Origin of the sequence: Mycoavidus sp. HKI (genome assembly GCF_020023735.2) — a bacterium.
Taxonomy (GTDB): Bacteria; Pseudomonadota; Gammaproteobacteria; order Burkholderiales; family Burkholderiaceae; genus Mycoavidus.
Map to the genome: position 1 here is coordinate 1,649,177 of NZ_CP076444.2, position 12,450 is coordinate 1,661,626.

Genomic DNA, 12,450 nt, shown 5'->3' on the forward strand with positions numbered 1-12,450 from the left:
AGCGGCTTAAAGATAAACTGGAAAGCGCTTGGTCAACGCGGCGACCTGGCTCCGCACCCGTTCAAGCGTGGCACTATCATGAGGCGCATCCAACACATCGGCCACCAAATGACCCACTTGCTCAGCTTCGGCAGTTTTGAAACCACGCGTTGTCATGGCCGGAGAACCTAGGCGGATACCACTTGTCACAAAGGGCTTTTCAGGGTCATTAGGAATCGCATTTTTATTCACCGTGATATGCGCCTCACCTAATGCAGCTTCGGCCACCTTACCCGTAATGTGCTTAGCACGCAGGTCAACCAGCATCACGTGACTTTCAGTACGCCCCGAAACAATCCGCAAGCCTCGTTTCACGAGGGTTTCCGCCAGCACGCGTGCATTGTCTAGCACTTGCTGCTGATATTGCTTGAATTCTGGCAACAGTGCTTCCTGAAACGCGACCGCTTTAGCACCAATCACATGCATCAACGGGCCACCTTGAATGCCCGGAAAAATGGCCGAATTAATGGCTTTCTCGTGTTCGGCTTTCATCAAGATGACACCACCGCGCGGACCACGCAAGCTCTTATGCGTAGTCGTCGTCACAAAATCGGCATGCGGCACTGGATTGGGGTAAAGACCTGCGGCAATCAAGCCGGCGTAATGAGCCATGTCCACCATAAAATAAGCGCCGACCGACTTCGCGATACTCGCCAGCCGGGCAAAATCAATCTGCAATGAAAATGCTGAGGCGCCGGCAATGATTAATTTTGGAGAATGTTTTTTAGCCAGTTGGGCCGCTGCTTCATAGTCGATATCTTCAGCATCATTTAACCCATAACTCACCACATTGAACCATTTACCCGACATATTGACAGGCGAACCATGCGTTAAGTGTCCACCATGCGCCAAACTCATCCCCATAATGGTGTCGCCCGGCTTTAACATGGCAAAAAACACCCCCTGATTGGCCTGCGAGCCAGAATTAGGTTGCACATTTGCCGCCTCAGCGCCAAATAGCATTTTGACCCGATCAAGCGCCAGTTGCTCAACCTTATCGACATATTCACAGCCGCCGTAATAACGCTTGCCCGGATAACCTTCCGCATATTTATTCGTCAATTGCGACCCTTGCGCTGCCATCACCGCCGGGCTGGTATAGTTTTCCGATGCAATCAGCTCAATATGCGCCTCTTGCCGCTGGTCTTCTTGTTGGATTGCCTGCCATAATTCAGGATCGATACTTGCAATGGTGTACTTCGTTTTGTCAAACATGGAAATGTCTTTAATGAGTCAAGATAACTGGATCGAAAAAACCGCTTTGAAGTACAAGCGGGCAAACGTTTTGAGAGGATTAATTGATCATCTTACACAAAATTTTTGATAGTCTTTAATTATGCAGGGCTTTTCCTTTAGTAGCAAAAACCTGCCCTAAGCAAACTCAACGCTATACTATGCTCGCTATATAAAGCACTCCCCGCCTTTGCTCTACCCATCTAGAGAGCAATCTGCATAGCAAGCGGAGAAAACCTCAATCATACAATAAGGTGCACAATAAGATGATCGTACTCATTACTGGCGCTTCCGCCGGCTTTGGTCAGGCCATTGCGAAAACCTTTGCGCGTGCAGGCCATCGCATCATAGCAACCGCCCGCCGGGCTGACCGCTTACAAGCGCTAGCCGATGAAGTTGGCGAGCACTTACTGCCGATCACGCTTGATGTACGTGACCATGACGCCATCGCCGCCCTACCTAGCTCACTGCCCCCGGCCTTTGCCGAGGTCGATGTCCTCGTCAACAATGCCGGCCTAGCGCTCGGCTTGGCGCCGGCGCAACAGGCTGACCTGAATGACTGGCAGACCGTCATAGACACGAATATCAATGGCCTGGTACGAATGACCCATGCCTTTTTGCCTGGGATGGTTGAACGTAACCGAGGCCATATCATTAATGTGAGTTCAATTGCCGCCAATTACGCCTATCCAGGCAGTAATATCTACGGCGCCAGCAAAGCTTTTGTGCGGCACTTCAGCCTCAATTTACGCGCTGACCTAGCCGGCACCGCATTACGCGTGACAGATATTCAACCCGGCTTATGCGGCGGTACCGAGTTTTCAAATGTGCGTTTTAGGGGCGATGATGAAAAAGCCACCGCGCTCTATCAAAATGCACAGCCGTTAACGGCAGAAGATATTGCCGAAACAATCTATTGGATCGCCAACCGTCCCGCGCATGTTAACGTTAACACCATCGAACTGATGCCCGTTACGCAATCATTTAGCGCCTTAACGGTGCACCGGGAATAGCCCTCCCCCAATTCGTACGCTTACCTCACCTGCTCTTTGCGCTTTATATTATGTCTGCCACCCAAGATTTATCAATCTTTTCTCTCGTTCTGCATGCTAGCGTATTGGCGCAAGCCGTTATGGCATTACTGCTCGCGCTATCGTTAACGTCATGGACATTTATTTTCAGAAAATGGTTTGCTTTACGCAACGCGCGCGCGCAAACCGAGCGTTTTGAACATAATTTTTGGGCCGGAGGGGATTTGCAGGCGCTCTATCATAGTACCGTTGAGCACCGTCATAGCACCGGCGCGCTGGCCCGGATTTTTGAAACCGGCATGCGCGAATTCTTAAAAGCAAAAGAAAAAAATATGACTGACGCCAGCGCCATTCTAGACAATGCCCGGCGTGCAATGCGGGCGGCTTTTCAGCGCGAAATGGATGCGCTTGAAGCCAATCTCTCTTTTTTAGCTTCAGTAGGTTCTGTCAGTCCGTATATCGGCCTGCTTGGCACGGTGTGGGGCATTATGAATTCATTTCGCGGCTTAGCCAACGTCCAGCAGGCCAGCCTCGCCAACGTTGCGCCCGGCATTGCCGAAGCACTGGTCGCTACTGCGATTGGTTTATTTGCGGCCATTCCAGCAGTCGTTGCCTACAATCGCTACGCGCATGATATAGACCGGCTATCGATGCGCTTTGAAACTTTTATTGAAGAATTTTCAAATATTTTGCAACGACACACTCACGCCTAGCCTTAGGTTTGCAAATACCCTTGTTTTTAAGAGAACGTCCCAATGCCCGCCACTTCTATCCGATCTACGAGGCGTAGCCGCCGCGCCATGGCTGAGATTAATGTCGTGCCTTATATTGATGTGATGCTCGTATTGCTTGTCATCTTTATGGTGACAGCACCACTTGTCGCCCCTTCAATCATCCATTTGCCAAGCGTTAACAACGCTACACCCGCACCCCATGCGCCACCTATTATCGTCAATATCCGCGCTAACGGAGAACTATCCGTACGCTATAAAAGTGGCGGTAAGATGCGCGAAGACACTCTGTCCAAGACTGAGTTGGATACCTTCCTACAAAAACAGCAGCACTTAGTGCCCGAACAACCCGTGGTGATTGCAGCCGATAAAAATACCCAATATCAGACCGTGATGACCGTCATGTCCGATCTAAAAACTCGGGGTATCAAACGCGTCGGCTTATACGTTCAAGCTTCCAAATGAAACACGACACTCTATCTCCATTTCACCCACCGCGCGAGCGCGGCACCCGGCGCGCCCTGGTGTTTGCAGTGCTGACGCACGCTTTATTATTTGCCCTTTTATTCTACGGCATCAGTTGGCAAAGTAACCCGCCCGCGGGCGTCGAGGCTGAGCTATGGAGTTCAATGCCAGAAACAACGCCTGACGCTGCGCCGCCCCCCGAAGTTGCAGATAAAGCGGAGTCGGCTCTGCCTAGCCCCTCTCCCAGCCAATCTGAGCAAGCCGAGATCGCCCTCCAACAAGCCAAACGTAAGCTAGAAACGCAGCAGCAGCAATTAACCCAGCTTCAGCAACAACAAGAAGCCCAAAAGATAAAAGAACGCCAACAACAGGCCGCTCAAGAAAAAAAAGCCCGAGAAGCAGAACGTAAGCAGCAGCTAGCCGAACAACAAAAAATGCTACGTGCTCAGCAACAGGCTCAAGAATTAGCCAAGCAACAACGCCAAGCACGCCTGTCAGCACTCCAAGGCATTGCGGGCCACAGCCCGTCTACCGATGGGCTAACCAGTGCCGGTAAAGACGCCGGCAGTGGCGGCCACAGCTCGCCTGGCTATGTCGATAAAGTACGACGGCATGTTAAATCGAATATGGCCTTCAACGCAGACGCAACCGATGGCAACCCACAAGCGGTGGTAGCCGTTCAATGCGCCCCCGATGGGTCGATCCTAAACGCACAAATCATACATGCAAGCGGTAACCCCGCATGGGACGATGCGGTCTTGCGCGCAGTCCAAAAATCAGACCCTATGCCACGCGACAGCAATGGCAAAGCACCGTCTAATTTTACTTTTACGTATCGCCTGAATGATTAAGCTAAGTTTTGTCCCTCTAACCGAACTCAGAGCCCTATATGCAAACATGCAACGCTTTCGCAAAGCTAACTGCCATGCTATTTTGCTACCTGTTACCATAGACCTGTAGTTGAGACGAAATACAAACCTAAATTCATTATGAACTCAATCATCCAGCGTATTCTCAGAGCAGTGATAGCAGGCTGCTTGCTTGTCACGACCGCTACCGCCCACGCGCAACTTAAGATTGATATTACTGGCGTCGGCTCAAACTTTTTACCTATTGCCGTCGCAGCTTTTCGCGATGAAAGCGCAGCGTCTCAGCAAGTTAGCGAAATTATTCGCGCCGATTTAGCGCGCAGCGGTCGGTTTTCAAACATCCATGCAGGCCTGGCGCCGATTGCCGAAACCAACATAGTTGACTTAGGCAGCTGGCGAGCAAAAGGGGCGGATGCCCTGGTGACTGGCAGCGTCGCTCATTTGGCAAATGGTCATTATGAAGTGCGCTTTCGACTCTACGATACAGTCAAACAGCAGGATCTCAGCGGGCTTGCGCTCATCAGTCCAGCCAGTGAGCTACGCCTGAGCGCCCACAAAATCGCCGACTATATTTATCAGAAATTACTTGGCGAGCGCGGTATTTTTGCAACCCACCTCTCCTATGTGGCACACACTGGCGGCCAGTATCAACTACAACGCGCCGACTCCGACGGGCAAAACGCACGTACCGTTCTGACCAGCTCCGAGCCCATCATTTCGCCTGCTTGGTCGCCCAATGGCACTAAAGTGGCTTATGTCTCATTTGAGCACAAAAAACCCGTTATCTATGTACAGGATTTGCTCTCAGAGCAACGTACCGCGGTTTCAAATCAAAAAGGAAGTAATAGCGCGCCCGCCTGGTCCCCCGATGGCAATCAGCTTGCCGTTGCCCTTTCACTAACTGGCAACACACAAATTTATAGTATCAACGCCAATGGCACCGGTTTACGGCGCCTCTCAAACAGCAGCAGTATTGATACCGAGCCACGCTTTTCTCCCGACGGACACTCTATTTATTTCACCAGTGATCGCGGCGGCGCGCCGCAAATCTACAGAATGTCAGTTCAAGGCGAAGCCACTGCCGGCGCTGCCCAGCGCATTACTTTCAAAGGTAGTGAAAACACCAGCCCGCGCCTGAGTCCAGATGGCAAGCTACTCGCGTATATTTCGCGCGTAAACGGTGCCCTCAAGCTTCATGTACAAGAAATCAGCACGGGTGAGGCGATTGCGCTAACCGACACCGACTTCGATGAATCCCCTAGCTTCTCGGCTAACGGTAAATATATTCTATATGCAACTCGCGTAGAGCAGCGTGGCGTACTCGCCGCAGTCTCTACCGATGGCCGTACACGTCAAATCCTGTCGATTAAAGATGGAAATATACGCGAGCCCTCTTGGGGACCTTTTACGGAATAAAGGACACTACACCCATCCAGGCCAACTAAAACATAGCACGAAATATTTTTTGCTAGACCTTCAGGAGTTGAAAAAATGACGTCAAAGTTTCGCTTAGTTTTTGCCACCCTTCTCATCGGTACACTCGCTGCCTGCCAATCAGGCATAAAGCTCGCCCCCAATACGGGGAGTGAGAATAGCGCCAACGCACTTGGCACACCAGCAAATCCGGCGGACACTACGCTGACTGCGGTTGATCCGCTTAATGATCCAAACAACCCGCTTACAAAGCGTAGTGTTTATTTTGAATTTAATAGCTACATCGTGAATGGCGAATACCAATCATTCCTGCAGCAACAGGCACACTATCTTAAAAGCCACCCACAGCAATGTATTTTGATCCAAGGCAATACCGACGAACGCGGCACCAGCGAATATAACCTTGCCCTTGGCCAAAAACGCGCAGAAGCCGTACGTCGTACCTTATCTTTGATGGGCGTGGCAGAGACTCAAATGGAAGCCGTCAGCCTAGGCAAAGAAAAACCCCAAGCCACTGAACATAATGAAAGCTCCTGGGCACAAAATCGTCGCGCAGATCTCGTCTACCAACCCTAAATGTCAATCATGACCCGCCTATCTTCTTACTTTAATTGCACTAGGCTACGCAGCGTACTCATTACTATAGGAGTGAGTACGTTACTCCTAAGCGCAGTCGCACCCGCCCAGGCTGGTCTATTTGACGACGACGAAGCGCGCCGGGCTGTGCTCGATTTACGTACGCGCGCAGATAACCTGACTGACCAGTTAGCTGCCGCACAACGTACCCTCTTCAACCAAGCAAACCAACTCGAACAGCTGCAACAAGAAGTCGCCGCTCTGCGCGGCCAGAACGAAACGCTAGCCAACCAGTTGATTGATATACAAAGATCCAACAAAGACTTTTACACTGATCTCGACGGGCGTTTAAAAAAACTTGAGCCGCAGCAACAGCGACAAACTGCCAATAGCATGCCAGGCACCGTGCAACTCAGCGAGGCGGACGCCTTCAAAGCAGCGTTGGCGCAATTCCAAAAAGGTGACTTCGCTCGTGCTGCCAACGCCTTCAAAGGGTTCATCTGGAAATATCCAAAAAGCGCCTATCAACCTACTGCCCGCTACTGGCTCGGCAATACCTTTTATGCACTCCGTGATTACAAACGCTCAACTGAGATGCTGCAAAGCGTAGTGAAAGAGTATCCAACCCATCCGCGGGCGCCCGATGCTTTATTTTCAATTGCACAAAATCAACTCGAACAGGGACAAAAAAACATATCGCGCAAAACTCTAAGGCAAGTGATCGCACAATACGGCAGGAGCGAGGCCGCTAAGAATGCGCAAACCAAACTAGCGCAAATACATTAAATTAAATTTTGATTGACAGACTTTAGCATTCATCAATATAATCACGTCCTTCTTTGGGTCGTTAGCTCAGCTGGTAGAGCAGCGGACTTTTAATCCGTTGGTCGCAGGTTCGAACCCCGCACGGCCTACCAAGTACCATAAGGCTTACAGCAATGTAAGCCTTATCTATTTTGTTCCGCAATTTGGGGGTTGTTCCGCAATTCCTAATTATTTGGTCGGAGTAACCAACTTACTTCTGCGGTGCCGAACATACCGTTGAGTCATCTTTTCGTCGGCATGTCCGAGTTGATCTTTAGCCGCCGCCATACCCTCTTTTTCCTCTTTATCTGTCCCTGCTTTGGCTCGTAAATCGCGGAATTGGAAAGCCTCAATAGTAGAAACTAAATCATGCTGCCCTCGTTCTCGTGCAGCTTGCGCAGCTTTTTCACGTGCTTTGTCAAACCGAGAGCGCAACGCTAGAGCAGTCAATGCTTCCCCCTTTTCGTTGCATATCAGTGCCAGTGACCGTACTTTGCCCGGCTTTGCCGTTCTCTTAGTCAGCAGCCGACCAATCAATTGAGCCAATTGGCCTTCAATTGCAATACGCAGCCGCTTATTCGTTTTGTTTTGTTGTAACCTAATCGCTCCATCGCAAATATCAGTCCGTGCCAGTTTGAGCACATCTGCCCTTATTTCATGAGGCCGAAGGCCGACTTGTCTAGGCTCAAATTCCTTGATTTTGCTAGCCCTATCACCTAGCATAAATTTATGACCATCTTGGAAAGGAAAGTAATTATCTTATGTTGTTTATATTTTATTTTTTAGCGTTATAAATAATTAATGGTAATTAGCTAATAGCCATTCGTTAAAAACTCAGATTTTGGATTTGTTTTTCTAGTCTTTTAGTTTAAGGAGACAGTGATGGGTGCAGTGGAAAGCGTTCTTCGTGAAGTAGAGAAAGCGACGATAAGACCTCTAGGAGAAGTTGCACGTGGCGTTGAGAAAGTGACGATAAGGCCCTTAGGTGAAGTTGCACGTGGCGTAGAGAAGGTGACGATAAGGCCCTTAGGCGAGATCGCACGTGAATTAGAGAAATTGACAATAAGACCTCTGGGCGAGGTTGCGCGTAGCTTAGAGAAAGCAACGATAAGACCCCTAGGCGAGATTGCCCGTGATTTGGAGAGGCTGTTAATAAGGCCCGTAGGAGGTTTCGCAAGTAGAACCTTATTACTAATGGGGCGCTTGATAGATGTCGTTGATCAAGAATCGTCGGTAGTGTCCATCAAAGATATACAGGCTAAGAAAGAAAAGCTAGACAAAATGTCAGAAGACGCTTTGGAATTAGAAAGAGATATAAATGAAACAATAGCAGAAACGCCAGTAACTAAAGAAGATGATTTAAGGTGTTTAGGTGAGATGCACAAGGTAGTTATCGAGCTTCGACGCGGCATAACAGAGGCGCAAGATAATACAGAGCTTATGATGCAAAATGCTGAGCTTATGGGAGATAACTCAGAGCTTATTCAATATAACACCGAACTTGTCCAAAATAATGAAGAGCTTATCCAAGGCATGGAGGAAATGGAAGGACTTAGGCGTGAAAATCAAGAGCTAAGAGATCGCCTAAATTCTTTAGAGGCTGGATTTCGGAGTGCTATAGAAAATAATGGTAATGAATCAGATTATGTTCGTATTGATAGCAGTAGTGATGACGGCAGAAGTATTCCAAGAGGCTTTGCCTAAAAATATTTACCATTTTCTTTTAAAATAGCGATGCGACCAATTTCTGTTTTAATGTTATTATTTATTTCCACTTTCATTGGATGCGGTGGAGATAATCATGATAACAATATCACCACCATAAAACATCCCCTCAAACAAGAAACGAATAAAAGGGCTATAAAATCCATAAAAGAAATTATAAGAGATTTGGAAAAAGTTAATATGGATTCTTGGGGAGCTGCGAACGGTGGGAAAGACCATTTAGAAGAAATTGCGCTTGATGTAGAAAGATCATTTCCCCAACCTATTGGGGGGCTCATGAGTAGAACCATACTACTGGAAAGAAGTCTAATGATTATAGTTAAGTATGGTTTGGATATGGATGGCGGGCAAAATATTCTAAATAAAATTTCAAGCGATATATTTGAATTAAAATTGGAAGCAAATGATTTGTTGTTGGCAACTACGGAAACCGAGGAAGATAGGTTATTGGCTGTATACAAACTGAATGAAATAATCGATCTTCTTAAAGAGAGCGCGGAAGAAATTGATAGAAATAAAACAATATTTACTAGAAAAGAATCTGGCATTATTGAAAATAATACAGAGCTTTTCAAAAGAAAAGCGGAGCTTGCTATAAAAAATAGGGAGTTAAATTCTATTAATATATCACTTTGCAATAGCAATGCGGCACTTAAACAAGAACAAATAGAATTAAAAAGAAGAATTAAATATAAAGAGGAGTTATTAAGGGCGAAAAGATTATTGCATGAACTTATAACAAAATTTAGTTAATTATTTTTTGATGGGGTAACAGCAAGCCGAGCCATACACAGCTATATGCCCGCAATACGCGAGAAAAATTAAAAAGCCCTTCATGAGTTCCCCGAGAAGTTTGAATGCTATTCAACCTGCAGGGGTACTCCAAAGGGCTTTTTTAGCTTGAACCGAAAAGATGGATTTAGCTTGTTTTTTGCTGTTGCGCAGCTAAAAGCATCCTAAGCAAATCATTTACAAACTCCGCACGCTCCAAGCTACGTGTGCACAGTACTACCAGAAACTGCTGGTTATCAGTGAGCATGATCAAGCGTCATCACTTGGGACAAATGAGGGAAAATTCAGCTCGCCTATCGAGAGGCAGCAGTTTGCGATGTCGCCAGACAACGTGACGATACCCGGTGACATTTCACCCATCCACAAAGTGAGACTAACATGCTATGACCAAAACATGACCAAAGTACACGCGAAATGTTCAAAATAGATAAGAAAGTGCAGCGGTTTAAAGGAGGGCTATTGCTGCAAGTCATTGAATTTACTACACTTTCTTTTTCATCCATCTACAGAAAACAGGACTTTTAATCCGTTGGTCGCTGGTTCGAACCCAGCACGGCCTACCAAGTATCGTAAGGCTTACAGCAATGTAAGCCTTATCTATTTTGTTCTACAAAAGGTGGTTTGTTCTACAAAAATTTATTTTGTAGGCTTAACGAGCCCTCCTCGTTTTCGCACATAGTGCTCTGTCATCGCTACGCCACTATGCCCTAAGACAAGGGCAAACTAACCTCAAATACACGCCCTAGCCGACATTCCGCCACCTCCCCTTCAAAAAAACTTGAATTTCACTTTACATCATGTTGAGATAGCCATTTGATTTTTCAGAGGGCGGAATATGGGTCAAAGTGCACCAGCAATCATCACACATGTACTAGATCATCATGGCTTGGTTGCATCGAAATGCCAGGACTTGCAACTTGCTCAGCGGATAGATAAGCATTTGACTAGCCACCCTGGGCGAATTGTCAGCTATGGCACAGCCTGCGTTGCGATGATTCTGAATGGACTGGGATTTACGAACCGTCGACTGTATCTGACGCCACAGTTTTTTGAAAGCAAACCATTAGAAGCTTTATTAGGGTCTGGGATTGAGGCCAGGCATTTGAATGATGATGCGTTGGGAGACGCATTGGACGCGATAGCGCAGTATGGGCCGAGCAAGCTATTCGGGGAAGTGGCCTTTGAGATTGCACTGGAACATGACCTTCTTGATGAGTTGGTGCATGTGGATACGACGAGTTTTTCTGTGCATGGCAAATATGCAAGCGATGAGGGAGTTAGCGAACAAAGAGAGGACGCAGGCGAGGCGGTTGAAATTACTGTGACTCATGGGTACTCCAAAGACCATCGCCCTGATTTGAAACAAGTCGTGCTGTCATTGGCGGTGGCAGGCGGTTCAGGCATTCCGTTATGGATGATGCCTTGCGATGGCAACGCCTCAGACAAGACGGTGTTGCCAGAAACAATAGAACGCATCAATGCATTTCGCCAAGAAATTGATTGCACCCGTACGCTGCGTTGGGTGGCCGATTCGGCGCTTTACACAGCTGAAAACCTCAAAAAGATGGAGCACACCATTTGGGTATCACGTGTACCAGAAACAATCCTGGAAGCTCGGGAGTTAGTGAGCAAATCAACGCAAGAAATAGCTTGGAGTGAACAGGAAGACGGCTATCGACATGCATCATTCGATATGGATTATGCCGGCATCCAACAACGCTGGTTACTCGTCTTCTCAGAACAGGCATACCAACGCGAAGCACAGTCTCTCCAAAAGCGCCTGACCAAACAAGAACAAGCGCTGCAAAAACAAATGAAACAATTCAGCACCGAGCTGTTTGCGTGTGAAGCCGACGCGCATAAAACATTCAGGCGAGAACAGAAGTCGCACCCGCTATTCATCTTGGCCCCGACTGTTGCGCCAGTAGAAAAGTATGAGAAAGCAGGTCGTCCCAAGAAGGGAGAAACAAAACAATGTATGGGGTATCAAATCCAGGTTCAGATCCAGCGCAATGACGAAGCGATCCAGAAGCTACTGCAAACTAAAGGGCGTTTCATCCTGGCCACCAACGAGGGTGACAAGCAGGGTTACCCCGACAAGCGCATTCTCGCCGACTACAAAGCTCAGCAAACGGTTGAGAATGGCTTTCGGTTTTTGAAAAATCCTGACTTCCTAGCGGATACGCTCTTTTTAAAATCGCCACAGCGTATCGCTGCATTGATGATGGTGATGACCTTATGCCTCATGGTCTACAACCTCGCACAATTTCAAGTGCGTGCAAAGCTCGAGGCCTATGCTGACACCTTACCCAATCAACTGGGCAAACCCACCAGTACACCTACCTTGCGATGGATATTCCAGTTAATGGAAGGCGTTGCGTTGGTGCGTATCTTCGATCATCAACGCGCGTTAATCCATGAAGCCGTTTCCAACCTTAATGACGTCAGAATCAAGATTATCCGGTTGTTTGGCGATACCGCTTGTAAAATCTATCAGATTGAGGAAAGGGAGTAGCGGAATGTCGGCCCTAGCAATTGCGTTTAGAAAAATCAAGTTGATCGTAGGGAGTGAGTTGTGCGGCTTCTGCAAGTTGCTTTGTCGCGGCAACGTTAGAACCTTTGATAATGATGGCACAGTAGGAGTCAGAATCCGTTTCAAAATGCAGAAGTGCAAGTTCTCTTGCTGTCAGCCACTCCGACAATGCCAGAAATGCAGCAGGAACTGATTCGAATTCCATGCCTCATCCAACA

13 protein-coding genes and 1 tRNA gene are annotated in these 12,450 nt (G+C 47.8%); 11 read left to right on the plus strand and 3 right to left on the minus strand.

Translation table 11 applies throughout. From position 1 onward, the window contains the following. Positions 1 to 6 precede the first annotated feature (6 nt). Positions 7 to 1,254, minus strand: coding sequence for a serine hydroxymethyltransferase (gene glyA, locus KMZ15_RS06545; protein WP_223691843.1), 1,248 nt, complete (start codon positions 1,252 to 1,254; stop codon positions 7 to 9). Positions 1,255 to 1,538: 284 nt separating this feature from the next. Between glyA and KMZ15_RS06550 the strand changes: the two genes are divergently transcribed. From KMZ15_RS06550 to KMZ15_RS06585, 8 genes are all read left to right on the plus strand, one after another. Then, entirely contained in the window at positions 1,539 to 2,285 is a 747-nt protein-coding gene (locus KMZ15_RS06550; RefSeq protein WP_223691846.1) for an SDR family oxidoreductase, read from the plus strand. 50 nt (positions 2,286 to 2,335) lie between these two features. Next, positions 2,336 to 3,016, plus strand: coding sequence for a protein TolQ (gene tolQ, locus KMZ15_RS06555; RefSeq protein WP_223691848.1), 681 nt, complete (start codon positions 2,336 to 2,338; stop codon positions 3,014 to 3,016). 42 nt (positions 3,017 to 3,058) lie between these two features. Further along, positions 3,059 to 3,499 carry a protein TolR gene (gene tolR, locus KMZ15_RS06560; protein ID WP_223691850.1) on the plus strand — a complete coding sequence of 147 codons (441 nt, stop codon included), beginning with the start codon at positions 3,059 to 3,061 and terminating at the stop codon, positions 3,497 to 3,499. After that, positions 3,496 to 4,350, plus strand: a complete 855-nt coding sequence (locus tag KMZ15_RS06565; protein WP_223691852.1) for a cell envelope integrity protein TolA — start codon at positions 3,496 to 3,498, stop codon at positions 4,348 to 4,350. Before tolR ends, KMZ15_RS06565 begins: the two co-directional genes overlap by 4 nt. Positions 4,351 to 4,488: 138 nt before the next feature. Then, positions 4,489 to 5,784 (plus strand): Tol-Pal system beta propeller repeat protein TolB, encoded by a 1,296-nt coding sequence (tolB, locus tag KMZ15_RS06570; RefSeq protein ID WP_223691854.1) that lies wholly within the window; start codon positions 4,489 to 4,491, stop codon positions 5,782 to 5,784. A 75-nt stretch (positions 5,785 to 5,859) separates the two neighbouring features. Continuing rightward, positions 5,860 to 6,378, plus strand: coding sequence for a peptidoglycan-associated lipoprotein Pal (gene pal, locus KMZ15_RS06575; RefSeq protein ID WP_223691856.1), 519 nt, complete (start codon positions 5,860 to 5,862; stop codon positions 6,376 to 6,378). A gap of 9 nt (positions 6,379 to 6,387) precedes the next feature. Then, entirely contained in the window at positions 6,388 to 7,164 is a 777-nt protein-coding gene (gene ybgF / locus KMZ15_RS06580; protein ID WP_223691857.1) for a tol-pal system protein YbgF, read from the plus strand. Positions 7,165 to 7,219: 55 nt separating this feature from the next. Continuing rightward, a tRNA-Lys gene (locus KMZ15_RS06585) sits at positions 7,220 to 7,295 on the plus strand. A gap of 76 nt (positions 7,296 to 7,371) precedes the next feature. Here KMZ15_RS06585 and KMZ15_RS06590 read toward each other — a convergent pair. Then, the gene (locus KMZ15_RS06590) at positions 7,372 to 7,824 is read right to left on the minus strand and encodes a tyrosine-type recombinase/integrase (RefSeq protein WP_258134743.1); all 453 of its coding nucleotides are present in this window, start codon (positions 7,822 to 7,824) and stop codon (positions 7,372 to 7,374) included. Positions 7,825 to 8,064: 240 nt separating this feature from the next. Here KMZ15_RS06590 and KMZ15_RS06595 point away from each other — a divergent pair, with 240 nt between their 5' ends. The 3 genes from KMZ15_RS06595 to KMZ15_RS06605 all read left to right on the plus strand — a co-directional run bounded on the left by KMZ15_RS06595 (position 8,065) and on the right by KMZ15_RS06605 (position 12,214). Then, positions 8,065 to 8,886: a hypothetical protein gene (locus KMZ15_RS06595; RefSeq protein ID WP_223691862.1), complete on the plus strand. Its 822-nt coding sequence runs from the start codon at positions 8,065 to 8,067 to the stop codon at positions 8,884 to 8,886. 30 nt (positions 8,887 to 8,916) lie between these two features. Further along, a complete protein-coding gene (locus KMZ15_RS06600) occupies positions 8,917 to 9,660 on the plus strand; it encodes a hypothetical protein (RefSeq protein ID WP_223691864.1) in 744 nt (247 codons plus the stop codon). Between the two features lie 874 nt (positions 9,661 to 10,534). After that, positions 10,535 to 12,214, plus strand: coding sequence for an IS1634 family transposase (locus tag KMZ15_RS06605; protein ID WP_223691866.1), 1,680 nt, complete (start codon positions 10,535 to 10,537; stop codon positions 12,212 to 12,214). A 13-nt stretch (positions 12,215 to 12,227) separates the two neighbouring features. Here the strand turns inward: KMZ15_RS06605 and KMZ15_RS06610 are convergent, their stop codons facing one another. Then, the gene (locus KMZ15_RS06610; protein WP_223691868.1) at positions 12,228 to 12,437 is read right to left on the minus strand and encodes a hypothetical protein; all 210 of its coding nucleotides are present in this window, start codon (positions 12,435 to 12,437) and stop codon (positions 12,228 to 12,230) included. Between the last annotated feature and the right edge of the window lie 13 nt (positions 12,438 to 12,450).

Coding starts and splice junctions, on each gene's coding strand:
- glyA (WP_223691843.1), bottom strand. CDS start 1,254: ATGTTTGACAAAACGAAGTACACCATTGCAAGTATCGATCCTGAATTA.
- KMZ15_RS06550 (WP_223691846.1), top strand. CDS start 1,539: ATGATCGTACTCATTACTGGCGCTTCCGCCGGCTTTGGTCAGGCCATT.
- tolQ (WP_223691848.1), top strand. CDS start 2,336: ATGTCTGCCACCCAAGATTTATCAATCTTTTCTCTCGTTCTGCATGCT.
- tolR (WP_223691850.1), top strand. CDS start 3,059: ATGCCCGCCACTTCTATCCGATCTACGAGGCGTAGCCGCCGCGCCATG.
- KMZ15_RS06565 (WP_223691852.1), top strand. CDS start 3,496: ATGAAACACGACACTCTATCTCCATTTCACCCACCGCGCGAGCGCGGC.
- tolB (WP_223691854.1), top strand. CDS start 4,489: ATGAACTCAATCATCCAGCGTATTCTCAGAGCAGTGATAGCAGGCTGC.
- pal (WP_223691856.1), top strand. CDS start 5,860: ATGACGTCAAAGTTTCGCTTAGTTTTTGCCACCCTTCTCATCGGTACA.
- ybgF (WP_223691857.1), top strand. CDS start 6,388: ATGACCCGCCTATCTTCTTACTTTAATTGCACTAGGCTACGCAGCGTA.
- KMZ15_RS06595 (WP_223691862.1), top strand. CDS start 8,065: ATGGGTGCAGTGGAAAGCGTTCTTCGTGAAGTAGAGAAAGCGACGATA.
- KMZ15_RS06600 (WP_223691864.1), top strand. CDS start 8,917: ATGCGACCAATTTCTGTTTTAATGTTATTATTTATTTCCACTTTCATT.
- KMZ15_RS06605 (WP_223691866.1), top strand. CDS start 10,535: ATGGGTCAAAGTGCACCAGCAATCATCACACATGTACTAGATCATCAT.
- KMZ15_RS06610 (WP_223691868.1), bottom strand. CDS start 12,437: ATGGAATTCGAATCAGTTCCTGCTGCATTTCTGGCATTGTCGGAGTGG.